This is a genomic window from Paenibacillus sp. FSL R5-0713 (assembly GCF_037973325.1).
GTDB lineage: Bacteria > Bacillota > Bacilli > Paenibacillales > Paenibacillaceae > Paenibacillus.
This window is the reverse complement of record NZ_CP150229.1, coordinates 6,245,809-6,270,410: the sequence shown is the minus strand read 5'-3', so window position 1 is coordinate 6,270,410 and position 24,602 is coordinate 6,245,809. Positions and strand designations below refer to the sequence as shown.

Annotated in this window: 24 protein-coding genes; 10 read left to right on the top strand and 14 right to left on the bottom strand. The window is 47.6% G+C overall.

The genetic code is table 11. The features are described 5' to 3' along the window. Window positions 1-26 precede the first annotated feature (26 nt). The gene (locus tag MKZ12_RS27905) at window positions 27-491 is read left to right on the top strand and encodes an NUDIX domain-containing protein (protein WP_339257791.1); all 465 of its coding nucleotides are present in this window, start codon (window positions 27-29) and stop codon (window positions 489-491) included. Window positions 492-554: 63 nt separating this feature from the next. Here MKZ12_RS27905 and MKZ12_RS27900 read toward each other — a convergent pair whose 3' ends face one another. Beyond that, a complete protein-coding gene (locus tag MKZ12_RS27900; protein ID WP_339257790.1) occupies window positions 555-1,784 on the bottom strand; it encodes an MFS transporter in 1,230 nt (409 codons plus the stop codon). 257 nt (window positions 1,785-2,041) lie between these two features. Here MKZ12_RS27900 and MKZ12_RS27895 point away from each other — a divergent pair, with 257 nt between their 5' ends. The 4 genes from MKZ12_RS27895 to MKZ12_RS27880 are packed head-to-tail and all read left to right on the top strand — an operon-like array spanning window position 2,042 to window position 5,828. Next, window positions 2,042-3,151, top strand: a complete 1,110-nt coding sequence (locus MKZ12_RS27895; RefSeq protein WP_124116634.1) for an ABC transporter ATP-binding protein — start codon at window positions 2,042-2,044, stop codon at window positions 3,149-3,151. Beyond that, the gene (locus MKZ12_RS27890) at window positions 3,141-3,974 is read left to right on the top strand and encodes an ABC transporter permease (protein ID WP_017691799.1); all 834 of its coding nucleotides are present in this window, start codon (window positions 3,141-3,143) and stop codon (window positions 3,972-3,974) included. Before MKZ12_RS27895 ends, MKZ12_RS27890 begins: the two co-directional genes overlap by 11 nt. After that, the gene (locus tag MKZ12_RS27885; protein ID WP_062836831.1) at window positions 3,949-4,758 is read left to right on the top strand and encodes an ABC transporter permease; all 810 of its coding nucleotides are present in this window, start codon (window positions 3,949-3,951) and stop codon (window positions 4,756-4,758) included. Before MKZ12_RS27890 ends, MKZ12_RS27885 begins: the two co-directional genes overlap by 26 nt. Then, window positions 4,755-5,828 (top strand): ABC transporter substrate-binding protein, encoded by a 1,074-nt coding sequence (locus tag MKZ12_RS27880; protein ID WP_339257789.1) that lies wholly within the window; start codon window positions 4,755-4,757, stop codon window positions 5,826-5,828. Before MKZ12_RS27885 ends, MKZ12_RS27880 begins: the two co-directional genes overlap by 4 nt. Window positions 5,829-6,560: 732 nt before the next feature. Here the strand turns inward: MKZ12_RS27880 and MKZ12_RS27875 are convergent. The 5 genes from MKZ12_RS27875 to MKZ12_RS27855 form a co-directional block, all read right to left on the bottom strand. Further along, window positions 6,561-7,061, bottom strand: a complete 501-nt coding sequence (locus MKZ12_RS27875; RefSeq protein WP_017691802.1) for a hypothetical protein — start codon at window positions 7,059-7,061, stop codon at window positions 6,561-6,563. A gap of 256 nt (window positions 7,062-7,317) precedes the next feature. Continuing rightward, window positions 7,318-8,319 carry a cation diffusion facilitator family transporter gene (locus tag MKZ12_RS27870; protein ID WP_339238437.1) on the bottom strand — a complete coding sequence of 334 codons (1,002 nt, stop codon included), beginning with the start codon at window positions 8,317-8,319 and terminating at the stop codon, window positions 7,318-7,320. Window positions 8,320-8,512: 193 nt separating this feature from the next. After that, window positions 8,513-9,109: an SMI1/KNR4 family protein gene (locus tag MKZ12_RS27865; RefSeq protein ID WP_339257788.1), complete on the bottom strand. Its 597-nt coding sequence runs from the start codon at window positions 9,107-9,109 to the stop codon at window positions 8,513-8,515. 325 nt (window positions 9,110-9,434) lie between these two features. Continuing rightward, on the bottom strand, window positions 9,435-10,205 hold the full coding sequence (locus MKZ12_RS27860) for a class III extradiol ring-cleavage dioxygenase (protein ID WP_339257787.1): 771 nt from the start codon (window positions 10,203-10,205) through the stop codon (window positions 9,435-9,437). Further along, window positions 10,205-10,879 (bottom strand): alpha/beta hydrolase-fold protein, encoded by a 675-nt coding sequence (locus MKZ12_RS27855; protein WP_339257786.1) that lies wholly within the window; start codon window positions 10,877-10,879, stop codon window positions 10,205-10,207. Before MKZ12_RS27855 ends, MKZ12_RS27860 begins: the two co-directional genes overlap by 1 nt. 234 nt (window positions 10,880-11,113) lie before the next feature. Here MKZ12_RS27855 and MKZ12_RS27850 point away from each other — a divergent pair, with 234 nt between their 5' ends. Then, window positions 11,114-11,479, top strand: coding sequence for a glyoxalase superfamily protein (locus tag MKZ12_RS27850; protein WP_339257785.1), 366 nt, complete (start codon window positions 11,114-11,116; stop codon window positions 11,477-11,479). 39 nt (window positions 11,480-11,518) lie between these two features. After that, on the top strand, window positions 11,519-12,058 hold the full coding sequence (locus MKZ12_RS27845) for an XRE family transcriptional regulator (RefSeq protein ID WP_339243225.1): 540 nt from the start codon (window positions 11,519-11,521) through the stop codon (window positions 12,056-12,058). Window positions 12,059-12,167: 109 nt separating this feature from the next. Here the strand turns inward: MKZ12_RS27845 and MKZ12_RS27840 are convergent, their stop codons facing one another. From MKZ12_RS27840 to MKZ12_RS27820, 5 genes are all read right to left on the bottom strand, one after another. Next, window positions 12,168-12,887, bottom strand: coding sequence for a 3-ketoacyl-ACP reductase (locus tag MKZ12_RS27840; RefSeq protein ID WP_339238429.1), 720 nt, complete (start codon window positions 12,885-12,887; stop codon window positions 12,168-12,170). Between the two features lie 77 nt (window positions 12,888-12,964). After that, window positions 12,965-13,864 (bottom strand): DUF4097 family beta strand repeat-containing protein, encoded by a 900-nt coding sequence (locus MKZ12_RS27835; RefSeq protein WP_339257784.1) that lies wholly within the window; start codon window positions 13,862-13,864, stop codon window positions 12,965-12,967. After that, window positions 13,861-14,454, bottom strand: coding sequence for a DUF1700 domain-containing protein (locus tag MKZ12_RS27830; protein ID WP_339257783.1), 594 nt, complete (start codon window positions 14,452-14,454; stop codon window positions 13,861-13,863). Before MKZ12_RS27830 ends, MKZ12_RS27835 begins: the two co-directional genes overlap by 4 nt. Continuing rightward, window positions 14,447-14,776 carry a PadR family transcriptional regulator gene (locus MKZ12_RS27825; protein ID WP_339257782.1) on the bottom strand — a complete coding sequence of 110 codons (330 nt, stop codon included), beginning with the start codon at window positions 14,774-14,776 and terminating at the stop codon, window positions 14,447-14,449. Before MKZ12_RS27825 ends, MKZ12_RS27830 begins: the two co-directional genes overlap by 8 nt. 293 nt (window positions 14,777-15,069) lie before the next feature. Continuing rightward, the gene (locus MKZ12_RS27820) at window positions 15,070-16,614 is read right to left on the bottom strand and encodes an FAD-dependent oxidoreductase (RefSeq protein ID WP_339257781.1); all 1,545 of its coding nucleotides are present in this window, start codon (window positions 16,612-16,614) and stop codon (window positions 15,070-15,072) included. A 392-nt stretch (window positions 16,615-17,006) separates the two neighbouring features. On the opposite strand from MKZ12_RS27820, the gene MKZ12_RS27815 reads away from it, so the two are divergent. Further along, entirely contained in the window at window positions 17,007-19,829 is a 2,823-nt protein-coding gene (locus MKZ12_RS27815; RefSeq protein WP_339257780.1) for a glycoside hydrolase family 3 C-terminal domain-containing protein, read from the top strand. 63 nt (window positions 19,830-19,892) lie between these two features. Here the strand turns inward: MKZ12_RS27815 and MKZ12_RS27810 are convergent, their stop codons facing one another. Next, window positions 19,893-20,732, bottom strand: coding sequence for a methyl-accepting chemotaxis protein (locus MKZ12_RS27810; RefSeq protein ID WP_339257779.1), 840 nt, complete (start codon window positions 20,730-20,732; stop codon window positions 19,893-19,895). Window positions 20,733-21,012: 280 nt separating this feature from the next. Between MKZ12_RS27810 and MKZ12_RS27805 the strand changes: the two genes are divergently transcribed. Both MKZ12_RS27805 and MKZ12_RS27800 read left to right on the top strand, forming a co-directional pair. Then, window positions 21,013-21,609, top strand: a complete 597-nt coding sequence (locus MKZ12_RS27805; RefSeq protein ID WP_339257778.1) for a TetR/AcrR family transcriptional regulator — start codon at window positions 21,013-21,015, stop codon at window positions 21,607-21,609. Window positions 21,610-21,655: 46 nt separating this feature from the next. Beyond that, entirely contained in the window at window positions 21,656-22,102 is a 447-nt protein-coding gene (locus MKZ12_RS27800; protein WP_339257777.1) for a DoxX family protein, read from the top strand. Between the two features lie 28 nt (window positions 22,103-22,130). On the opposite strand, the gene nrdG is transcribed toward MKZ12_RS27800, so the two are convergent. Next, a complete protein-coding gene (nrdG, locus tag MKZ12_RS27795) occupies window positions 22,131-22,640 on the bottom strand; it encodes an anaerobic ribonucleoside-triphosphate reductase activating protein (RefSeq protein WP_339257776.1) in 510 nt (169 codons plus the stop codon). Beyond that, entirely contained in the window at window positions 22,637-24,598 is a 1,962-nt protein-coding gene (locus MKZ12_RS27790; protein WP_339257775.1) for an anaerobic ribonucleoside triphosphate reductase, read from the bottom strand. The genes nrdG and MKZ12_RS27790 overlap by 4 nt, the downstream gene beginning before the upstream one ends. Between the last annotated feature and the right edge of the window lie 4 nt (window positions 24,599-24,602).

The window sequence follows — 24,602 nt, the reverse complement described above, 5'->3', positions numbered from 1 at the left end:
TCACATAAGGGAGGGAACAACAATCCATGGGTTACATTGAAACGTTGCGAGGAATGATTGGCAATGCTCCTGTTATTCTGGTGAGACCGAGTATACTGATCTTGAATAAGACGGGTGAGATTCTATTGGTTCGACATCAGGATGACACTTGGGGAGTACCGGGTGGATTTATGGAGCTCGGCGAATCGGTGGAAGAGTCTGCAATACGAGAGGTCAGAGAAGAGATTGGGATAGAGATTAAGAAACTTCATCTGTATGGCGTCTTCTCAGGAAAAGAGTTATATACGAAATTAAGAAACGGGCATGAATACTACAATGTGGTCATTGGTTATGTTTGCACGGAGTATGAGGGAGAATTGAAGCCAGATGGGGTGGAAGTTCTTGAAGCAAAGTTTTACAAACCAACCGAATTACCTGACAGGACTGACCCTTACTTAAAAAGCAAAACCCAAGAAAATGCAGTGAACATCGCAACATTATTGGGAAAATAATCTTGCCAATAAAGGGATGACCTCCGTCATATTCATGACTTGTGGGACGTCTCCCTTTTGCGTTTACACCCGTCTTGTCTTGTACCGTCTGCGCATCACGGCTTGAACTACAATAGCAACAGCAATCAGCAACAGATTGAACACAAACACGGAGTACAGCGAACCAACCTCCATCAGCAGCGCTGCAACCAGTGGGGATACGATGGAGCCAATCTCAGCCGCAGAGACAATTTTGCCTATGACAGAGCTTCGACTCTCATCGGGGATATGATCACCGACATGGGCAAAGAACGAGTCCATGTAACATGCCCCGCCAACCCCGCCAATCAGCATGCCAACGTAGACCCATAGATGGGATGACGTGCTTAGAAATACAGCAACTTCGATGCCAATCAGGAACATGCCGAGCATACATAGCAACAGACGATCCCCCATCCGGTCAGAGAGATAACCAACAAAGGGTGCAGCGGCAAGCGTAGAAATCCCGGATACAGTGAAGGCGAGACTGGTTGCAAAGGGGTCCCAATGCATGATGTGAGCTGCATACAATGCGAAGTAGGTGAGAAACACCGCATAGGCGCTCATCTCCAGAAAATGTACTGTACCATAGCCGAGAAGCTGCTGACGCTGGGTAAGCTCTGTAGTTGGGCTAATCGTTATTGAGCCGGAAGCTTGATTGGATTGGGAGATACCCGTACCTTGCGTATGCAGTGCATCGGATGTTGTTGAAGGTAAAGGAGGTGCCGTTGTTGTCTTCATTCCCATCGCAGCGACCACAGCCATCAGACAACATAACGTAACAAGCAGAAAAGGAACTGACAGAGGCCAGTGCAGCGCGAGCCAGCCACTAATAACCGGACCGAGCACCATTCCGCCACCCTCACTGCTGCTGATATATCCATTATACAGGCCGCGGTTGTCTGCATTGCCCCCATCTCCGATGATGGAACGCACGACCACGGTAAGCCCGGTGGAAGCCAGCCCTTGCAGCAGTCGGAGCAGGCCGAACAACACCGCAGCAGTAGACACCGCAAAGCCACCCATGCAGACAGCGAGCAGTAACAGCATGAGGATGAGAGCACGTTTACCCCCGAGTTTCTTATAAATTGCCGCAGCAGGAATGCCACCAATCACTTTCCCCACATAGAAAAGCGCAAAAATAACCCCCATCATCCAGGCAGACAGGCCAAATTCCTCAATAAACAAAGGAAACAGGGGCAGGATCATGAACCCGCCCATCTGACTAAGGAAACAAATCGTTATCAGCAAAGGCAGATTACGACGAATATCCAAGAGCCAAGACTCCTTTCACATATAAAATGGAATCCCAAACGTGCTTCATATCCCAAAGGAATGCGTAGATATCGACATATACCCGTAATGTATGCAGGATTTTTGAGAATAAGAAGAAAATGACACGCGGCGTTTACATCAAAACCATTGCGGTTATACCTGAATCATATATAATAGATGGGTTATCTATAAGGATGCATGAACGAAAGTGTACAGAATTAAAGAGGTACCTCAAGTATAAGGGGGCGATGTGAAGCATGTCAGAACAACAACCGATTATCCGCTTCGAAGCGGTGACTCAGCAATACGATCAGGATGAAGCCGTATTGAAGGCAGTCAGCTTTGAGATTGAGCGGGGTAAATTTTATACGCTTCTTGGCCCATCGGGCTGCGGAAAAACAACGATATTGAGGCTGATTGCCGGTTTTGCGGAGCCGACTCAGGGCAGTATTTATTTTAATGGTGCGCTCATTAACCGGGTGCCTGCTCACCAGCGGCAGGTGAACACCGTATTTCAGGATTACGCGTTATTTCCACATTTGAATGTATTTGAGAACGTAGCTTTTGGTTTGCGAATCAAAAAGATGAAAACGGCTGAAATTCGCAGCAAAGTGTTGGAAGCCCTCAAGTTCGTCAATCTGTCCGGTTATGAAAACCGTGAAATTGGCGAAATGTCTGGCGGACAGCGGCAGCGTGTTGCGATCGCACGCGCAATTGTGAACGAGCCAGAAATCCTGTTATTGGACGAGCCTTTGTCTGCACTCGATCTGAAGCTGCGGACCGAGATGCAGTATGAATTGCGGGAGCTGCAACAGCGACTGGGTATTACGTTTATCTTTGTTACGCATGATCAGGAAGAGGCCTTGGCGATGTCGGATGAGATCTTTGTCCTGAATGGCGGCGTCATTCAACAGAGCGGTACACCGAACGATATCTATGATGAGCCGATTAACCGTTTTGTAGCGGATTTTATTGGGGAATCGAACATTGTATCGGGCAGAATGAAGCAGGACTTTGTGGTGGAATTCGCTGGCGCACAGCACGAGTGTGTCGATCAGGGTCTCCAGCCGGACGAGCCGGTAGAGATTGTCATTCGCCCAGAGGATCTGGAGATTACAACGGAAGAACAGGGCAAGCTCAAGGTCAATGTGGACTCCCAATTATTCCGCGGGGTGCATTACGAGATATCCACGTACGACGATGCGGGCAATGAGTGGCTTGTTCATTCAACGAAGAAAGCCGTTGTTGGCGCGCGGATTGGACTCTATTTTGACCCGGAAGCGGTGCACGTCATGCGCTTTAACGAGACTGAAGAAGAGTTCGACAAACGACTCGAAGCTTATCAAGAGGCCGCTCATGCAGACTAAGGCCAGCACACGCAATGCGTATCTGATTCCATATGTATTATGGATGGTGTTGTTCGTTGTGGCGCCGGTTCTGCTGGTCATCTATTATTCGTTCTTCGATGTGGAGGGTAACTTCACGTTTGGCAACTACGCCCGGTTCTTCACGCCGGTGTACTTGCAGATGACGCTCAGTTCGTTCTGGTATGCATTTCTGATTACGGCGTTCTCGCTGCTGATCTCGTATCCAACGGCGTATATGCTGACCCGGACGAAGCACAAGCAGCTGTGGTTGCTGCTGATCATTCTGCCAAGCTGGATCAATCTTTTGTTAAAAGCGTACGCCTTTATCGGCCTGTTTGGAACGTATGGTCTGACCAACTCCTTGCTTGAAGTGGTGGGGATTGGCACACAGCAGATTTTGTTCACCGACTTCAGTTTTATCTTTGTCTCGGTGTACATCTTCATTCCATTCATGATTCTGCCGATCTTCAATGCGCTGGAAGAGATGAATCCATCGTTGATCTACGCGGCGCGAGATCTGGGAGCCTCATCGTGGCTGACATTCCGCCGGGTGATCTTTCCGCTGACGATTAGCGGAGTGAAATCAGGCTGTCAGGCTGTATTTATTCCTGCGCTCTCCCTGTTCATGATTACCCGCCTGATTGCGGGAAACCGTGTAATTACGCTGGGAACAGCGATTGAACAGCATTTTCTCGTCACCCAGGACTGGGGGATGGGGTCAACGATTGCCGTCTTTTTGATTATTGCGATGGCGATTATTATGTTCCTGACCGGATCAGGCAAGAAGGAGGTGCGTAATGGGAAGAAACGGAAAGCTGTCTAACGTCTATCTGGCCGTTGTATTCGCCATTCTGTACGCACCAATTGCGTATCTGATCTTCTATTCCTTCAACAGCGGCGGTCATATGCGCAGCTTCGAAGGATTCACGCTTGAATGGTACAGAGAGGTGTTCGCCGATACACGGCTGCTCATCATTGTGCTGAATACATTTATCATTGCACTCCTGTCATCGGCGATTTCGACGATCCTTGGTGTAGCAGGAGCACTGGCGATCTACCATGTGCGTCGCAAACGAACGAAGAATACGTTGCTGTCACTCAATAACGTGCTCATCGTTAGTCCGGATGTCATCATTGGTGCTTCATTCCTGATTCTGTTCACCATGATTGGCATCAAACTGGGCTTCACTTCGGTCCTACTGTCTCATATCGCATTCAGTGTGCCGATTGTCGTCATCATGGTACTGCCAAAGCTGCAGGAGATGAGCCCAACACTGATGGATGCGGCGCGCGATCTGGGCGCTGGATCATGGCAGATTCTGACGCGTGTGGTGCTGCCATATGTGAAACCCGGTATTTTTGCCGGATTTTTCATGGCCTTGACGTACTCGCTCGATGATTTTGCAGTAACATTCTTTGTCACGGGTAATGGATACTCCACGCTCTCGGTAGAGATATACTCCAGAGCAAGGCAGGGCGTTTCGTTGTCCATCAATGCGTTGTCTACCCTGTTATTCCTGCTCACGGTGCTGCTGGTGGTTGGATATTACTTCATTAACCGCCGTGCAACACGGATACCTCCCGGAGGAAAGGGGCTGCGACCATGAAGCAACTGGTACGGACATTTGCGCTTGTTTTTTTGGCCGCGTTTGCCCTGATGATCCTGGCTTCGTATCTGAACAAGAGTCAGGGATATTCTGGCGGCAACACACTAACCATCTATAACTGGGGCGATTATATCGATCCTGATCTGCTCAAGGAGTTTGAGGATGAGACAGGCATTAAAGTCATCTATCAGACGTTTGACTCCAATGAAGCGATGCTGACCAAGATTGAGCAGGGCGGTACGACGTTTGATGTGGCGATTCCTTCTGAATATGCGATTAGCAAAATGAAAGAAGAAGACCTGCTCGTGCCACTCGATCATAGCAAATTAACCAACCTGGACAACATTGATCCGCGATTCATGGACTTGTCCTTTGATGAAGGCAACAAGTACTCCATTCCTTATTTCTGGGGCACGGTGGGGATTGTATACAATCCTGAGCTGGTGGACGGGTTGACGTTTGATAGCTGGAATGACTTGTGGGACCCACGTCTGAAAAATCAAATCCTGCTCCTTGATGGCGCACGCGAAGTCATTGGCATGGGATTGAACAGTCTCGGGTATTCCCTGAACGATACCAACGAAGACCATCTGCAAGAAGCACTGAAGAAGCTGTCTACATTGACGCCGAACGTCAGAGCAATTGTCGGAGACGAGATCAAGATGCTGCTTGCGAACGAGGAAGCGGCAGTTGGACTTGTATGGTCCGGGGATGCGTCGGAGATTATGGATGAGAACGACAAGCTTGATTATATGGTGCCGGAAGAAGGCTCAAACCTCTGGTTTGATAATATGGTTATTCCGAAGACGGCGACTAATATTGAAGGGGCACACCAGTTTATCAACTTCATGTTGGACCCCGACCATGCCGCTCGCAATGCCGAGTATGTCGGGTACTCTACGCCAAACGCTGAGGCGCTGAAGTTACTGCCAGAGGACATCTCCGAGGATGAGCGCTTCTATCCAGACGAGACACTGACAGGCAAGCTGGAGGTCTACGATAATCTGGGTAAAAAAATGCTCTCGCATTATAATGACCTGTTCCTGGAGTTTAAAATGCATAGTAAATAAGGGACGTCAGGCAAATTGGCTGAATAAACGGGGACGCGATGGTTGCAATGCAACGGAGTGGAATGCATCGTATGAGACCAATTGCAGAGGTATTCACTGGGTTGATTTCAGCAAATGCTGTGGAGGATTCAGCTTCTTAAGCTGCCTTCTGCGCATGTGTTTCGATACACATGACGCTGTCATCGTTCACTCCGATATATCATCCTGATGATGTATCGGAATGAACGTGCGTTTCAATTTCAACGTTGTATGTACGTTGGATCTGTTAACGAATCTACCGCACCTTATTGAGCTGATTAACTTCGATTACGAATTCTAACGAATCTCAGCAGCGTTATTGGTTCATATAGTGGGTGATAAGCGGTAATATGCCGCTATTCATACAGAATAACGTCTCTCTGATTCGTTAAAACTCAAATGCAGGTAAATAACCGCTAATAGCATGTACACAGTTCGTTAGATCCTCAAAAAAGACAAAAAGGGTAGCTGCTCGTCATTTCATTCTGAATGATGAGCAGCTACCCTTTTTATATTACCTACTTCAGAGCAAAAGCGCAGGTTATGTTTTTTCGTGCACACGTTAACGGAGGGGACAGAACAAACGAAGGAAGCGGAGCGTTCGCCTTTATCACCGGATTTTCCCATTGTAAAGGGGAATCAAAAAAATCCGGGGATAACAGCGATCCGAAGTTGTTCTGTCACCGCAGTGATCAAGTGGAAACGAATAAAGGGTTACATGCGCTTTTTGCGACCCACCATGATCCATGCCCCACCCATAATCAGTACAATCGCTACAAAAGGCTGGATAAAGCTCAAACTGCTCAGCATCGTGCCAATCGACATCACAGCGAAGAACAGCAGCGAGATAACCGTCAGAATGTTGATGGGGATCAGCAACCATTTGTTCCGACCACCGAACCAGTAGAGTTCAAACAAACCCACAGCTACAGCCAGAATGAAGCCCGGCCACATCGTACCCCAGTTGTTAAACAGCATGGCGATCTGACAGACAATACCCACAGTGAGCAACAATCCACCGGGAACCAGCAGTCCAACCCCTCTGCCAATCATGGAGAAGTAGAGCCAGTGGAAGAACAGTCCTAGTGGAATCACGAATAACGTGGGCCAGAAGGTCGCAAAGATCGTACCCGGACCGAGTGAACCTCCCTGGTTCAGAATCAGGTACACGCCCAGCAAAATGAGAACAGGCGCAAGGATCGTACGTTTAGCCATAATATCTCTCCTTCTCAATACAAGGTCAATTTCCGAACAGTCGTATGTAGATCAATTACTTTCGTTACTCACAGCATACCATGAAGTGGAAATGTCTATCCTCCGTCTTTGGAGTTAAAGTGAACCTAGACCAAAGTCTAGGTAAGCATGTAAGGGCAACGACCTCTTTGTAAAAGAGTATATAGTTGAATATACTAAAAACCCACTCTATTGAAGAGTGGGTTCTGTCATTTTTTTTTATCCAAAACGTAGCTTGTTATTTCACCACATCTGAATGTTTCTTGCCCCAGCTGTTCACGCCGTCATCCTCAATGATGGAGATGGCTGCATCTGCGATGTCAGGGTTCGTCATCAGTTTCTCCTGAATCCGGAACTTGATGTCATCCGCATCCGCCAGGCTGAGTCCTTTGGTTAACTCAATCAGACCTTCCACATGATAATAACGGCCTTCCTGAATGATACGCATCATCTGAATATCGGCAACATGCGTATCTGCCAGAATGGTCTGGGATACTTTGTCCTCAATATCCTGCGGAGCCGCAACACCAATTAATCCGATCATATTATCGTAACCGACACGGAATGCTACAGCGATCATCAAGCATCCAATAATCGTGGTTACAATGCCATCAAGCAATGCAAAATTGGTTAAGGCAATGACCACGACAGAGATTAACGCTAGCGTGGCACCCAGTACAGCGACAACATCTTCGTAGAATACGAGACGGGTTGGTGGCGCAGCACGGCCAACATTTTTGATGGCAGCAGGGACCAGGGCCAATCCGGCGGCTTTGGGTGCCCGCGCTTCTTTTAAGATTTCCTTCATGGCTTTGATCAGAATGGCCCCATCAATCAGAATGTTCAAGACGAGCACACCGATATTAATCCAGAGTCCCCCGGAATGACCGGCAGGATGCTGTAGCAAGTGAATCCCTTCATGAATGGTCTCATAGGCCATAATCGTCACAACAATAACAGCGATCATACAGAAAATGTTAATGACCCGTCCGAATCCGGTTGGGAAGCGGCGTGTAGGTTTTTTCTCGGATAACACACTTCCGACAAAGACAAACCCTTGGTTAATGGCATCAGCGAGTGAATGCATCGCCGAAGCGAACATGGCGCCACTGCCACTGAATAGGAAAGCTCCCCCTTTGCACACAGCAAGTACAGCATTACCTGCCATCGCAACGGCGGAGGAGGTGTTCCCCTTTTTGACGAGAGACATAAAGCTCTCAGACTTTGGTTGTTCAGCCACTTCGTATGTTCCTCCCAGATCAATGTAATGTGTAGAAAAGGTAGTCCTCATCTACATAGGTTGTGCATTTCCACTAAATGTTATTATAACCGCTTTGACATATCCCAGCATTATGCAAAAAAGGTCATATCATCATGGATTAATGTAATCCATAGGAAGTGAAGAGATTACAGCTGAAGTAACTTACACTTCCTTAGTACTCAATGGCCTCCAAGGCACGTAGATTCCGATTGGACTGTTCCAACAATTCCGTAAATGTCCCAGCCACGTAATATACAAAATCCGGATCATGTATGTACATAATAATCTGCCCGTACGAACCTTCTTCTGTCGGATCAAAGTCGAACATCAGATACAGTGATCCACCTCCGAGCATGCCAAACGTAACCCATTTTTTCTGAAAAAGGTAGGGTTTGATTCGGGGGTCAAGTTCTCCGATCTCTTCTTCGGTAAAATAATCATCCATGCGGTTCTCCACCAGCGTGGATTGCCCCTTTTGAATCCTTTCCAAGGACAATAGATAAAATGGCTCAGTTTCCCGTCCTTCCTCAAGGCTTGGATACAAGACGTGAAAGCCATAACCGCTTCCATTTTTACGTTTATAAAACGCACGAAAATCAGCAGGTAAACGAATGCCATGTTCATGCTCGAATGCGTCAAGTTGCTCATCCGTCACACCTTCAAACTGGCGATATGCCTCCAAGAGCTCCCGGTTTTCCTCATCTTGTACCTTCTCCTCCAGCAACATATCCAGTTCATCCATCAATTCATATATACGCTGTTCTGGCATGCATTTCCCCTCCGTATGAGCTATTCAAATAATATGGCGAGTGTTATGCGAGCAAACTCTGCCTGATTTCACCTCATATTATAGTTATAAGCCGCAAAAGCACACAAGAAACCGGAGTCCTTGCTTACATACTACAATGGTCTCATTATTCTAAGGTGGTTGTTGCGTAATTAGCACACCTGGCTCCATCCCAATCAATGATGTACAGCTTTCATGAAAGTCGCTCCTAACAACAAATAAGCATGGTTTACAGGGGCAATCCCCTGTAAACCACGCTTACTTTTATCAACTATATAAATGAAACTAGCTTTTCACATCGTCCTCTTTAATCAAATTTCCAACAGGACAAGCTCAGGTTGCCATACTGATAGGCTTTGAACAGGAGCGATGCCCGCTTATTTTGATGACCTGCACCCATGGCGAGCAGTAGTGGTACAAAATGCTCCGGCGTAGGTACGGCCGCTTGAGCTGAAGGTGCCAATTTATCATAGGAGAAGAGAGACTCCGTATCCCAACTCACCAGCTTGTCATGCAGCCAGTTGTCGAATTCGGATGCCCACGGGTCAACGCCGTTACTTTCCCAGTTCAATCGACGCAGGTTATGAACGGTTCCGCCGCTGCCAATGACAAGAATGTCTTGCTCACGCAAGGAAGCGAGCGCCTGTCCGACCTGATATTGCTGCTCACCTGTCAGATAGCGATTCACAGACAAGGCAATTACGGGAATATCCGCATCCGGGTAGAGCAGGCGCAGAACGACCCAAGCGCCATGATCTAGGCCACGGACATCATCCGTCTGTACTGGAATCCCGGCTTCTTGCAATAACAGCTCTACATCGGCAGTGGTTTCTGCCTTTCCTTGAGCTGGATATTTGATCTGGTACAGCTCGGGCTGGAAACCGCCAAAATCATAGATGGTTTCGTAATTGGCTACTGAGGATACAAGCTGAGTTGTGGATTCCCAGTGAGCAGAGAACAATACGATTGCTTTGGGTCTTGGCAGTTCCTGTCCGAGTTTCTGTAAAAATTCGGTGTACGCATTCTCCTCCAGTGCCAGTGATGGGGCACCGTGAGCAATAAACAGGGATGGCATCATTATGAATTCAGTCCTTTCGGGTCTTCGGTAGTCACATTTGCATCTATCCGGAGCCATTGTTGGAATTGTTGATATAGATCGGGTGTCACTTGATGCCCACTGTTGTAAGGTACATACGTGACGTGATGGGTATGTTGACGGAAGAAATTGGCGTTGTCTTCGCCCAGTTGCAGCGGGAATAGATGATCCTGATCCCCATGCGAGATAAACACAGACAGTTCCGAATCGGGTTGCAGCTTGTACTCGTCTTTCACAAATTGCGGGATGTACCCACTCATGGCTACAATGCCTTTAATGGCATCTCCCATGATCAGTGATAGGGTCATTGCCATAATGGCACCCTGACTGAATCCGGCGATGTAACGCCGCTTGGGATCAATCGCATATTTGCCGGACAGATCAACAATCAACTGTTGCAGTCCCAGCACGGAGGCATCATACAATTCACGGATGGGATTGCCGATGCTTTTGATCTGAAAATAAGCATAACCACTACCCTGAACGATTGGCCCACGGATGGCGACGATAATAAAATCAGACTGCATAGGCTCCATCAAACGAAGCATATCTTGCTCATCTGATCCCATACCATGTAAGGCGAAGATGACAGGATAACGTTGATCTGGATTGTAATGAGACGGTAATCGGACTTCATGTATATAAGGAGAATTCATTGAAAACACCACCTGATGAGGATTGAGTTACATATATTATTCTGATGCTGCATGATGAAGTTCACCAATATGAAATAAATATTCTTATTTATGAACAAAATCTATCATGGTTTGATTGTAGGGTCAATACTTTTTTTGTATGATGAATATATGTTGTTTATAAGAAACCTTGAATAGCTCTAAAAGAAGTGTCGCTGCGTATGGTCATAATTTATTCCCGAGGACGTGATCCGGATGTTGAAGAGTATCGTGCCTATTCTAAGGATGTTTGATGAAAAAAAGGCCAAAGAATTCTACCTTGAATACCTGGGTTTCCAATTGGATTGGGAACATCGATTCGAACCGAATATGCCCTTGTACATGCAGGTTTCGCTCGATTCCATCGTGATTCATCTGTCCGAACATCATGGAGATTGCACACCTGGTGCTGCCTTGCGCGTGGAGACAGACAATGTGGATGCATTACGGGATAAACTTATTTTGCAAGAGTACACATATTCCAGACCCGGTATTGAGGAGACACCTTGGAATTCAAGAGAAATGACCGTGACTGATCCGTGTGGCAACCGAATTATATTTGTTGAGTCACACGCCGAATAAATAACCTGAAGAAGATCATTAGAAGGGGAGGGACGCATGATGGATATTGGCTTGGCTATTCGAACAATCCGTAAGCAGAAACAGATTACGATCATGCAGATGTGCGAGGGCACGGGGTTGTCCAAAGGTTTTATCAGCAACGTGGAAAATAACAAAACGTCACCTTCCATTGCTACGCTTGAAAGTATTGCGGATTATCTGGAAGTGCCACTTCCCTACTTGCTGTTGACACCGGAGCAACGGATGAACGTGGTACGCAAAAACGAACGCAAGGAAACGACGGCCGGTAGTGGACAGATCAAAGTGCAGCACCTTACCGCCAAAGGCGCCATGCGCATGTCCATTGTAGAATTGCCGCCAGGCGCATCGACAGGGGTTAGCAAACATGCGGGGGAAGAAAGCCATCTGGTGTTGCAGGGCAAGATTCGGGCGGAGCAATGCGAAGATGTGGAAGTTCTTGAAGTGGGTGATTCGTTCACCTGGAATGCGATCGTGCCCCATGAAGTAACCAATATCGGTGAGGAGCCCGCCGTGGTGCTCATTGCGGTGTCCAAGGAATTAGGTTTGGATCATTTGTAGAATGCAAAAAGGACGACTCCCTAGTCATGAACATGTGACATGCATACATGTACAATGGAGACGTCCTTTTTATATTTCTAACGAACTGGGAAGGTCAGAAGCACGCTATCTATTGTGGATTCGTTGTCCAGATGCCTGCGGCTTTAACGAAGACACGATCGGACAGCTTGAGCGTTGCGAGTGCAAGTTCAGCTACATCTTCCGCTTGCATCATGCGGTCTTCGTCGCCAATTTTCAGTCCGGCATTGGACGCAAGCTCCGTATTAACTGTGCTTGGTGTCAATGCGGTTACACGAATGTTGGACTTGCGCACTTCCTGCATCAGAGATTCGGTCATGCCGAGTAGAGCAAACTTGGATGCACAGTATGCCGAACCTGTAGCGAACCCACGCTCACCTGCAGTGGAAGCAATATTGATGATACTGCCGCTACTTTCCTTGATCATGCTTGGAAGCACGGAGCGAGTGACGTAATATGTACCCATAACGTTCACATGCAGAATGCGTTCCCACTCTTCGGGGTCCATTTCCAGCAATGTACCGAAGCTTCCGATGCCTGCATTATTAATCAGGATGTCCACCGCTCCGAGTTCCATCTCGATGGCTGCTACAGCGGCTTCCGCCTGTGTGCGATCCGAGATATCTGCCACAGCACTGGTTACTTTCACACCGTATTCTTGACTAAGAGACTGCTGCAGAGCCTGAAGATCCGAAGCGGTGCGAGCGATAAGGCCGAGGTGCACTCCTTCTTTGGCAAGTGCTTCAGCGATGGCACGACCGATGCCTTTACCGGCACCTGTGATGATAGCTGTTTTATTTTTAAGTTCCATGTGGATAATTCCTCCTTAGAATTGGACTGGCATTTGATTATACTATATTACCCACAGTTCGGAAATTTGCTTCATCACTATTTGGTAATCTCAATGCTGCCAGAAGAGGTACGGGCTTTAATCACTTCCCGGCTCACCATTGGCGATTCAGGTACATCTACATCTCCGGAAGTAGCCTTAGCATCATAGATTCCTTCAAAATCAGGTGCAGCCTGAATGAAAATATCGCCTGATGTTCCAGATGCACTAATCGGTGCGGAATGGGATTGTTCAATATGAATGCTACCTGAAGTGAATTGAACATCGGCTGCACCGTTTAACTCAGTGATCTCAATATCTCCTGATTGAATCTTACTATTTACATGACCAGCTACCTGATCAGCAGTGAAGCTTCCTGATGTCTGTTTCACGGTCATGTCTCCATTAATAAATGAAGCGTTAATGTCACCTGAAGTTAGAGAAAGTTCAATAGTGGGTACCTTGATGTTTTCCAGACGTATGGAACCTGAGGTGTTATTCAGCTCAAGCTGTTTGGCAGTCAGGTCCGTCAGATGCCAGTCACTTGAAGAAGAGTCCAGCGTAACCTCATTTAATTGGTGTCCTTCAGGCAGGGCCACGGTTATTGTGGAGTATCGATCATTCCAGTACAAGGTGAAGAATTGCAATCGTTCACGTTCTGTCTGGGACAGTTGGAAGGTGCCTTTGGATATAGTGGCTTGTTCGAAGCTTTTGACTACGGCAGGGTCAAATTTTCCATCCACTTCGATATATCCGTTCGAATCCGGACTTACGACAAATTCAATATCTGCACTGAAATTAGCATTCATGATAATATTCTGCAATTCATTCGCCTTGAAATCCCATCGTTTGGAATAGCTCTCCCGTTGATCTCCGAACTGAACGCCATAGATGGATGTTCCGAGCAAACCGATTCCGATACAGATCACGGCTAAAGAAATCCATTTCTTGGTACTCATGCGGATACATCCCCTTTCATCGTATTTTTATTCCATTTAATGTATTGAAGAGTGATTTTTTTGAAGGCTTTATAAACGGACTTCGCTGCAAGGGCAAACAAAATGCCGACACCGAATGCGCCAATCGCCACGAAAATCTCAGCCTTATCGAGTTGACCCAAGAACACGAAGTCCACAACCGCTGCGACAGGTGCAAGCACGAGTAAGGACAAGCTGGCAATCGTAAGCCACACGGACCACAGGGTTAGACCGAGAGGGATGCCAAGTATGAGATTCAGGAATAACAGGCCGATGGCTGTGAAGAAGTTGCGAGTAGCTTTGGTGCTATTTCTGGGAGACCGCATTTCCTGATATGTCGGTGCATAGAATGCATCTGAACCTGGTGTATGAGCGTCATAACGATCACCGAGTGCTTCCTTGGCGATTTCTTCGGGCTGCCCCAGTTCCCGAGCGATCTCTTCTTCCAGTCTGCCTTCTCTGAGTCCAAGCTCGAAATGTTGATCATAATCTGCGAGCAATTCGGCTCGTTCCTGCGGTTCCATTGGCCGTAGATGAATCTCCATGGCTTGCATAAATTGTTGTCTATTCATTGTGAGTTCCTTCCTCAATCAGATTTGCGACATTGCGCACAAATTCATTCCACTCCGTCGTCAGTGCCGTCATGTAGTCGCGACCTGTATCGGACAGTCGGTAATACTTGCGCGGCGGACCTTCACTTGATTCTTGCAGGTAGGTGGTGCAGTAACCGTCACTCACAAGCCGGCGAAGCAAAGGATACAGCGCACCTTCAGCAACTTCGATATGTTTGGAGACCGCCTGAGCCAGTTCGTAGCCATACCGATCCTGGCGGTTGATTAATACCAGGACGCACAGCTCTAATACTCCCTTTTTGAACTGGATGTTCACATTCACACAGGTTCCTCCTTAATAGCCTCATTTATCGCTAGTGTTTATTATTCAGTAGTGGTGAATTCATCATAGCATTCAGTACTGTTTAATGCAAGGTAGTGATTTTAAAATAGTTCCGTATCCTGAAATATCGTTGATTTGTTCGTAGGATGTTGATGCTCAAGCCGAAGCTGTTTGTTTAGCTATCATTCAGCATAAGCAAAAACCGGATCGGTTGCTTCCGCCTGAAGGCGGATTCCGATCCGGTCTGAGAGATGAACTTTTGTATCTGTGACTTATCGATTTATCTCTACACGTTAATCCTGTACGTCCAAAACTTTAAGATCTTCCACAGCAGGGCCCTCAATTACATGACCTGCATAATTGAAGCGGGAACCATGGCATGGGCAATCCCATGAACGCTCGCCTTTGTTCCATTCGACTTCGCACCCCAAGTGAGTGCAGGTGGTATCCACCAGGAACAGCTTTCCACTGGTGTCCTTGTAGGCGCCAGCCCGTTTACCATTATGACGAACGACAGCTCCTTCATCTTCGCCAATATCGCTAACGCTTTTGTGCACAATACCCACTTTGCCAGAGATCAATTCCTTGGCGACATTCATATTTTCCACAATAAAGTGCTTCATGCCAGGGTCAGCTTTGAATCTTGCCGGATCGAATACAGCGGCATGAGGATTGTCACGTCCAGTGATGCGATCTGCGAGAAGGTGCCCGGCCATTGTACCCGTCGTCATTCCCCATTTGGCAAAACCGGTCGCCACGTAGACACGTTCATGTCTTCCCGTAATCGGTCCGATGTAAGGCACCTTGTCAATGGAGATTAGATCCTGGGCTGACCAGCGATATGGAATGTTGCGAATGCCAAATGTCTCCGCCGCGAACTGCTCGAGGCGTTCATAATGACCAAAGGTACAGATGCCTTGTCCGGTTTTGTGATTTTCTCCCCCGAAGAGAATGAGTTCTTTTCCATCATGAAGGACAGTACGCAGAGATCGGTACGGTGTATCGTCCGAGATGTACATGCCACCAGCATAGGGTTTCTCCGGTTCGACTAATACAGCATAGGATCGCTCTGCGTGTAATCGTGTGAAATAAAATCCAGGATCATAGACGGGAAAATGGGAAGCTACGACGACATGTTCAGCCGTAACAGATGGGCCATCTCCATAAGTTCTGACATGCAGTGAAGCATCTTCCTCTACATCCGTAACTGTCGTATGCTCATAAATCTGTACCCCTTGTTTCACAGCGGAATGGAGCAAGTAGTGCAGATAGGCCAACGGATCAAAGCGTGCCTGACTCGGCATGCGAATACCTGCCCTGGCGGGAACTGGAATAGGGAGCGGGTCTACCCACTCACCAGGGATATTGAGTTTGCCATAGGCGGTCAGCTCGATCTCCAGTTTTTTGATGTTTTCCTCTGATTGAATATAGACGTAGGCATCTTCCTCTGCCCATTGGCAATCAATCTGTTTTTCCTTCACCAGACTGCGCATCCATTTGGCGGCTTCGGCATTGCCTTCGTAATACATCCGGGCCTGTTCTTGTCCGAAGTGATGCATAATCTCATCAAATATGACGCCGTGCTGCGCAGATACTTTGGCAGTGGTATGACCGGTCGTGCCATCCAACACTTTTCCAGCCTCCAGTACGACCACACGCATACCCGTCTGGGCCAACAGATAAGCGGTAGTAATCCCTGCAATACCGGCACCGATAATCGCTACATCGGCGGTGATATCTTCGGTCAGTTTCGGATAGGCATTGAATTTATGCGTAGCACGCCACAGTGATTCGGGGACGGGCGGCAGACCCGTCTTGGGATGCTGATTGTCGCTCATTAGTCTTCCTCCTTATTTATCTTCATTCGGTTGATTCGCATATCGTTCAGTGCACATCGTTGTACTCTTAATCATGATTGCCAGACTATGCCAGGAAAAAACGGTGCGGTTCAGATTTTGCATAGGAGATGTTCACAATTTCCTGCGCAGGACATCTGTTTTTTTTGTTAAACATGCTATATGATAGGATTACCGAAACCGTTTTAGGTTTTGGGAGGAGATAGAATTATTTACCCGGAAACGTTGATTATAAAAGGGTTAATCTATCCATTGGAAGAAAGAATTCATCCGAATTCACCCTCATTTTTTATTAATGTATGTATTCGCTATCATTTTGAATTTAGCGAGTTTTGAGAAACGTCCTAACTACCGATAACCAAAGGAGATTCACTATGACCACCAACCAAACGAAATATCCGTTTCAAGATACAGCACTAGACTTGGATTCCCGCGTGAAAGATCTTGTATCCCGCTTGACTGAAGATGAAAAAATCGAATCCATGCTGCAATATCAGCCAGCAGTAGATCGCTTGGGTGTGCCTGCTTACAAACATGGTACAGAAGCAGCACACGGCCTGGCCTGGCTTGGAGAAGCAACATCTTTCCCACAACCGGTGGGGCTGGCATGCACATGGGATGCGGATCTGATGAAGGAGATTGGCTCCGTTCTCGGAGACGAGGCACGTGTATTTTATAAACGCAATCCGGCAGTGAACGGGCTTACGCTGTGGGCACCTACAGTAGATATGGAACGTGACCCACGCTGGGGACGGAATGAAGAGGCGTATGGTGAAGATCCGGAACTGACAGCGGAGCTGACGACAGCATTGGTCAAAGGAATTCAGGGCGACCATCCGAAGTACTACAAAGCGGTAGCTACGTTGAAGCATTTTCTTGCGAATAATAACGAAGTGGATCGTGGAAGCGGTTCGTCCAGCATTGATCCCCGCAACATGCGTGAATATTATCTGAAGGCGTTCGAGAAGCCATTCAAAGAAGGCGGCGCACAGTCCATGATGACTGCGTACAACTCCATTAATGGTACACCAGCGTTGTTGCATCCATTTGTAAACGAGATTGTCAAAGGCGAATGGGGCATGGATGGTTTCATTGTCAGTGATGCAGGCGACGTAATGGGCATCAAGAACGATCATCAGTACTATGATTCCCACACACCGGGTACGGTAGAGTCCGTAAAGGCAGGAATTGATAGCATCACCGATGATGCTGAGCTGTCCAAACAGGCACTGCGTGAAGGGTTGGAACAAGGCACACTCACGATGGATGACATCGACAAGGCGTTGTTTAATACGTTCCGTGTGCGTTTCCGTCTGGGAGAGTTCGATCCGGAAGAAGGCAACCCATACGCTGCTATTGGTGAAGAGTCCATGATGACGGAGAAAGCAAAAGAACTGTCGCTCAGAGCCTCGAGAGAACAAATGGTATTGCTCAAAAACGACAAAGGCACACTGCCGCTGGACAAAACGAAGGCAGGTAAAGTGGCTGTGATTGGTCAATTGGGCGGAACCGTCTATCGTGACTGGTATGCAGGTACCATGCCGTATAACGTAACCCCGCTTGAAGCAATCCGTGGCAAAGTAGGCAGCGATAACGTGGCGTTCAAAGATGGAAATGATCGCATTACGTTAACTTCCGTAGCCAATGGGAAGAAGATTGGACTGGCGGATGGTGAGAAATCACCTGTTATTGCATCGGGAGAAGCGGAGACGTTCATGGTGTCCGACTGGGGCTTCGGAAGTTATACTTTGCAGGCCGAAAGCAACGGCAAATATTTAACGACTGATGAAGAGACCGTAACAGCTTCCGCTGATGAAGTGTACGGCTGGTTCGTGAAAGAAGTATTCCACCTGTTGCCACAACAGGATGGCAGTATAGGTCTGACTACATGGAATGGAAAAACGGTGACTGCACCTAATGGTGGAAACGATGCATTCGCAGTGTCAGAAGAACTGAAGACTTTCGGTGCCACAGAAACATTCAAGCAGGATGTGGTTGTGAACGGAATTGAGGAAGCGGTAGCAGCTGCCAAGGCTGCGGAAACGGCGATTGTCTTTGTTGGTAATAATCCGCTTGTAAACGGGAAAGAAGAGATTGACCGTCCAAGTCTGGATCTCGCCGAATCCCAGCAACGTCTGGTTGAGGCGGTCTATGCCGCGAACCCGAACACAGTTGTCGTCATTGTAGGTAGTTATCCGTTCACGTCCAATTGGGTTCAGGAGAACATCCCTGTGGTATTGTATACTTCACACGCAGGACAGGAACTGGGTAACGCAGTAGCTGACGTTTTGTATGGCGACTATGCGCCAGCAGGCCGTCTGAACATGACATGGGTACAATCCGCAGATCAACTGACCGACATCAAGGATTACGATATCATTCAATCCGGTCGGACGTATCAATATTTTGAAGGCAATGTACTATATCCGTTTGGACATGGTCTGACGTATGCAACGTTTAAATACAGCAATTTGGAACTTAACCCAGCTCAAGTTGATACAGCGGGCAACGTAACGGTAACCGTCGATGTGACCAATACCAGTTCAATCGCCAGTGACGAGGTTGTGCAGTTGTACGTTCGTGCAGGCAAATCCCGGGTGAAACGTCCACTCAAAACGTTAAAAGGATTCCGTCGTCTTCCTATCGAAGCGGGAGCTACAGCTAAAGTCAGCTTTACCTTGCCTGTTCAGGAACTGGCAATCTGGGATGTAACACGTGATCGATATGTCGTGGAAAGTGGAACTTACTCTATTATGGTGGCCAAGTCATCTTCCGATGTTCAACTGGCTGCAGACCTCACGGTAGAAGGAGAGACGATCCCAGCTCGTAATCTAGGCGTGGCTACCCGTGCCGAGAATTATGATGCTTACCTGGGTGTTGATCTGGATGAGAGCAAAGAGGGTGGCAGTGCTGTCCGTGTAGTTGGAGAGCAAGGATGGATTGCCTTCAAAGATGCCGATCTGGGTAGTGGGGCAGCAGCAATGGAAGCACGTGTCTCCGCAGAACAAGCTGGCGCTGTGTTGGAAGTGCGACTCGGCTCACCGGATGGTACACTCGCAGGACGTGTGGAACTGGTACAAGGCGCAGCCCAACAGTGGTCTACCGTGAAGGCAGAACTCACAGGTGCATCAGGCGCGCAGGATGTATACATTGTGCTGTCGGCAGGTGTACGTATCAGCCATTTCCAGATTCGTTAAGTCAATAGCACATGGAAAAGCCTCCGAATGCATTCGGAGGCTTTTGTTCGTCTGTACGCCTTTTTATTTTCCGTCAAACGTAATCATTTTTTGCACAAATTGCTTCAATTGTTTGTTGGTTTCGTTCAGCTGCTCAATTGTGCTCATGAAATTGTTTACGAGTTCAGCCTGCTCTTGAGAGCTTGCCGTGATCTCACCCAGTTCATTCTCCATGCCCTGAATGGATTGTCGAACGGATAGAAGAGAATCTTCAATACGGGCCGTCGCTTCCTTGGTGTCCACAGACAGTTTGCGAATTTCTTTGGCAACAACGCCAAAACCTGCACCTGCTTCACCTACACGAGCCGCTTCAATGGCCGCATTTAAGCCGAGCAGATTCGTCTGTTCGGAGATTTCACGAATGAAACTGGCGATCTGAGTTACATTTCCTGATTTCTGTACGGCTTGTTTGGAGTTGTTCCGGATCTCTTCGGTTGTGGCACTGAGTTCCTCGGAGTGTGCAGCTACATGCTGTACACTGTCAATTAACTGGTTGGTCAGATTTTCGGTAACATCCATGAGTTGTTGCAGCTGGTCCTGGTCATCCATACTGTAGAGCAGATTAAATAGGGCGATGACTTCACCTTGTTCATTTTTAATAGGAATAAAAGCTACATCAAAAGGAACACCAAACAAATCTTTAGGATAGTGATCGAATCGTTTGACTGTACCGCCGTTGAGATCAGCAAAATTTCGATTTACATCTAATAGAGGGTCGCCGGGTTGATAATTCAGTTGCTTTAATGATTCTCCTGCTGAGAAATATAAGAATTTTTCATGATCAATAACGGAGAGGGTTACATCCTGACGAATCGTATCTCGAAAGAAAGGCATACATGTAATTAAAGCTTGAACAATATCCATATAAAAGATGATTCCTCCCTGATTACCTTATGTAAACGGTTAAATTTTAAATGCTAAATTAATAACTACCTATATAATATATCGTCATGCAATAGAGAAGAAAATAGAGAGACTGGATAAATCCTATTTCTTTAAGGCAGATCTCTACGAATGCTTTCATTATGGGGGAAGCGTTCGGGAGCCCATTAGGGATTATATATTATTTTTTTATTTACAAACCGATAGTCGGTTTGTATAATTCGATTAAAGAGTAGCGGAACGACCAAGGGAGGAAACGTACTTGAAGAATGAAGACAGACGGAAACATACAACGGCTCAGTTATTGTCAGCTACCAAGGAACTATTACGCGAGAAAGCCTGCCATGCAGTTACCTTGAAAGAGATTATGGAGCGCTCAGGATTGTCCAAAGGGGCAATTTTTCATTATGTGAGGACTAAGGACGAAATTTTCATCTGGGTTCTTATGGAGCATCTGGAGGCGGTGCACTCCGCCGTATTGTCTACCATTGATGAAGCTGATATCAAGACATTTGAAGGTCCGATGCAGATGATTGCTTCGAATTTAGTCGGTCTGGAGGAGCAGGGTTCAATAACCAACAAGGTCTTACTCTATTTACTGGGCAAAGAGGACGAGCCTCGAGTGTCCGAAGCACTTCAGCAATTTCACGATAGGTCGGTCAGCTATTCGATGCAGTGGATCGAGTTGGGAATAAAACATGGCGTGATAAATCGCTCGATTAATGCAGAGCAGATGGGGGAACTTTTTGTACTGTTATCCATGGGATTGCGGGTACGCACTTCAATGCATACAAGAGGACGGACACACTTGGACTCTGCCGATATAGCTAATTTCATGTCTACCTTGCTTAAGCAATAAGACTGATACGAATGTTCCAAGTAATATGATGAAGGGGGACAAGAAAATGGCACCACTTATCGCATTATGTACAACTTTTGTTATACTACGGGGAATCGGCTGGCTTGGAGTTCCGATGTTTAATCATTGGCATCCTGCGTTGCAAGGTGCAGTTGTCGTTATGTTTTTGTTGACCGCAACTGCACATTGGGGCAAACGCAGATCCGACTTGGTCAAAATGGTTCCTCGTGCAATAGTGCACAAGGAGAAAATGGTTACGTGGACTGGAGTTCTGGAGATCGCAGGCGCAGTTGGTTTGCTTATTCCTGGTGTTGCATGGATTGCCGCTGCAGGGTTGTTGCTCATGCTGATTGTCATGTTCCCGGCTAATGTTCATGCGGCCCGTGAGAAGTTGACCATAGGCGGTAAGCCTGTGTGGTCAGTTTTTCCCCGCCTGCTGCTTCAATTGTTATTCATTACAGTGGTTGTACTCGCTTCGCCGTGGTTTGGGTAATATCAACAATATATCGGGTTAGAACATACTAATGCAGACCCAGTTGGTAAGGCACAACGGTGTGGCTTGCCATAGTACCAGGCACATCAATCAAGCGTTGATTCCGACTGCCGCGAAAGGGCAGAGAGACGTCACGCTCAGCTTGAATATATCGCCCGTCGATAATAACGTCGCATAGTCGGGCAAGCTGCGCTCTCGCAGGGTCAGTAACAAGCTCTTCATATGCGAATCCGGTATAGGCCCATACTGTCATATCAGGACGTGCAGTGCGGAGCTGCTGAATCCAGTTCGCACATTCTGCTGCCGAGAAAAAGGGATCACCACCACACAACGTCACGCCATCGAGCAACGGATGGTTCGTCACTTCATGCAGAATCTGCTGCTGCCGCTCCTCTGTAAAAGGCTCACCCGCCCGAAAGCTCCAAGAATCCGGACTGAAGCAGCCCGGACAGGCGTGGCGGCAACCGCTGATGAACAACACCGCACGCAGGCCGGTCCCCTCATTCACCGATTCCGGGATGTATCCATATAGATTCATCGGTGTTTCACCCGATCCCGTACTTCAGCCTGCTTTGCAGCATTAAATCGCACTTTGTAATCTCCGGTCAGATAGCCGGTTACACGGCGTAACCGCTGGAAGTGTACATGGTTCTCATGGGCTTCGCAGCCTGGGCATACATCCCCGATAACACCTTCATAACCGCATTCAGGGCAGCGATCAATCGGATGATTAATGGAAAAATACCCGATATCCTGCGCCAGTGCATATTGCACGATTCGAAGGAAAGCTGCGGTGTTGGCTCGAACGTTACCGTCCAGCTCCACATAGGAGATTGCCCCCGCATTACACAAAGTATGGAACGGGGCTTCCAGTTCAATCTTCCGATAAGCTGGAAGAGTGTGGTATACGGGGATATGGAATGAATTCGTATAATACTCCCGATCATTAACTCCAGGAATAAGCCCATATCGCGCTCTGTCGATCTTCGTGAATTTGCCGGATAGCCCTTCAGCAGGTGTAGCAAACAGGGTGATATTCAAGTTATGCTGCTCGCTCATCTGATCACAGAACTCTCTCATGGTGCGAATAATATTCAGCGCTTCACGATGTACATGAGGGTCCTGTCCATGATGGCGTCCATAGAGGGCTGTCATACATTCTGCCAGACCGATAAAACCCAGGGATAACGTACCATGTTTGAGCAACTCCCCAACGGGTTCATTCGGAGCAAGTTGCTCCCCGCCTTCCCATACACCCTCCCGCATCATGAAATCTGACGCCTTAGCAGGTTGAACAGTCTGGATACGGTACCGATGCAACAGACCATGCGCAGCATTTTGCATCACGGATTCCAGTGCAGTGTAGAATCCCGCCCGATCGGCAACCGCTCTGTTGCCCTGGCAGATGCCAAACCGGATGCCGAGCTTGACCAGGTTGATGGTATTAAAAGACAGATTACCTTTACCACTTTGACGATTACGACCAAACCGGTCAGCCAGAGTACGTGTGCGGCATCCCATGGTTGCAATGATCGTATCCGGATCTTCCGGATGATAGAAAGGCAGATTGAACGAGGCATCCACATTGACAAAGTTAGGATACATCCGCCGGGATGAACAGGTGACCGCAAGGCGGAACAGATCATAGTTTGGCTCGCCATGAGCCTGATTGATCCCTTGTTTACATTGGAAAATATGTTGAGGGAACACGGGAGTTTCCCCGTTGCCCAGGCCGCGAATCGTTGCTTCGAGCAATGAACGTGATACCAACCGTCCTTCCGCAGAAGTACATAATCCATAATTCAGTGATGTGAATGGAATCTGTCCACCAGCCCGACTGCTCATCGTATTCAGGTTATGGATCAGCGATTCGGCAGCTTGTCCCGTCTCCAGTTCAGTCTCTTCATAGGCGAAGTCATATGCGCGTGGGCACTGATTCTTCGCTTCCATACTGTCCAGATGAAGTTGTTCATCTTCAATCAGAGCATTCTCACCAAAAAGTCGTTGTCCTTTGCGATAATGTTTGCGAAACGATCGCTGCACATAGGGCGCTAGATCCCAATCAATCTTATTGGCTGATACGCCACCATACTGACTGTTCTGCTGGGATTGGAAGATGATTGCAACCAGAGCCATTGCAGACATGATCGTCTGAGGTGTGCGAACCGATCCGTTGCCTGTATTGAAACCCGCAGCAAGAAGACGGTCAAACGGGATAAAGATGCAGTTGGTCGTGCCAAGTGCATACTGATCCAGGTCGTGTACATACAGATCCCCGTTCTCCACAGCTTGAGCAAGCTCTTCCGGCAACACATGACGCAGAGCATGCCACTTGGCGGTCTCCGAACCGAGCCTGCTCATCTTGCCGCTGAAGGAGTCCCCGTTCAGATTCGCATTTTCCCTCAGCGTATCGGCATCTTCAGCGCCAATAATTCGTCTTCCCAGGTCGGATAATAGATCGGATGCCGGTGGAGTGGCATACTCAAGCAAGTTCATGTAA

Excerpts from the sequence above, each read along its gene's own strand:
- MKZ12_RS27875 (WP_017691802.1), bottom strand. The coding sequence starts at position 7,061 with ATGGCTAAACGTACGATCCTTGCGCCTGTTCTCATTTTGCTGGGCGTG.
- MKZ12_RS27815 (WP_339257780.1), top strand. The coding sequence starts at position 17,007 with ATGACCACCAACCAAACGAAATATCCGTTTCAAGATACAGCACTAGAC.
- MKZ12_RS27860 (WP_339257787.1), bottom strand. The coding sequence starts at position 10,205 with ATGATGCCATCCCTGTTTATTGCTCACGGTGCCCCATCACTGGCACTG.
- nrdG (WP_339257776.1), bottom strand. The coding sequence starts at position 22,640 with ATGAATCTATATGGATACATCCCGGAATCGGTGAATGAGGGGACCGGC.
- MKZ12_RS27850 (WP_339257785.1), top strand. The coding sequence starts at position 11,114 with ATGTTGAAGAGTATCGTGCCTATTCTAAGGATGTTTGATGAAAAAAAG.
- MKZ12_RS27895 (WP_124116634.1), top strand. The coding sequence starts at position 2,042 with ATGTCAGAACAACAACCGATTATCCGCTTCGAAGCGGTGACTCAGCAA.
- MKZ12_RS27830 (WP_339257783.1), bottom strand. The coding sequence starts at position 14,454 with ATGAATAGACAACAATTTATGCAAGCCATGGAGATTCATCTACGGCCA.
- MKZ12_RS27890 (WP_017691799.1), top strand. The coding sequence starts at position 3,141 with ATGCAGACTAAGGCCAGCACACGCAATGCGTATCTGATTCCATATGTA.
- MKZ12_RS27790 (WP_339257775.1), bottom strand. The coding sequence starts at position 24,598 with ATGAACTTGCTTGAGTATGCCACTCCACCGGCATCCGATCTATTATCC.
- MKZ12_RS27810 (WP_339257779.1), bottom strand. The coding sequence starts at position 20,732 with ATGGATATTGTTCAAGCTTTAATTACATGTATGCCTTTCTTTCGAGAT.
- MKZ12_RS27840 (WP_339238429.1), bottom strand. The coding sequence starts at position 12,887 with ATGGAACTTAAAAATAAAACAGCTATCATCACAGGTGCCGGTAAAGGC.
- MKZ12_RS27855 (WP_339257786.1), bottom strand. The coding sequence starts at position 10,879 with ATGAATTCTCCTTATATACATGAAGTCCGATTACCGTCTCATTACAAT.
- MKZ12_RS27905 (WP_339257791.1), top strand. The coding sequence starts at position 27 with ATGGGTTACATTGAAACGTTGCGAGGAATGATTGGCAATGCTCCTGTT.
- MKZ12_RS27845 (WP_339243225.1), top strand. The coding sequence starts at position 11,519 with ATGGATATTGGCTTGGCTATTCGAACAATCCGTAAGCAGAAACAGATT.
- MKZ12_RS27880 (WP_339257789.1), top strand. The coding sequence starts at position 4,755 with ATGAAGCAACTGGTACGGACATTTGCGCTTGTTTTTTTGGCCGCGTTT.
- MKZ12_RS27800 (WP_339257777.1), top strand. The coding sequence starts at position 21,656 with ATGGCACCACTTATCGCATTATGTACAACTTTTGTTATACTACGGGGA.
- MKZ12_RS27835 (WP_339257784.1), bottom strand. The coding sequence starts at position 13,864 with ATGAGTACCAAGAAATGGATTTCTTTAGCCGTGATCTGTATCGGAATC.
- MKZ12_RS27820 (WP_339257781.1), bottom strand. The coding sequence starts at position 16,614 with ATGAGCGACAATCAGCATCCCAAGACGGGTCTGCCGCCCGTCCCCGAA.
- MKZ12_RS27885 (WP_062836831.1), top strand. The coding sequence starts at position 3,949 with ATGGGAAGAAACGGAAAGCTGTCTAACGTCTATCTGGCCGTTGTATTC.
- MKZ12_RS27865 (WP_339257788.1), bottom strand. The coding sequence starts at position 9,109 with ATGCCAGAACAGCGTATATATGAATTGATGGATGAACTGGATATGTTG.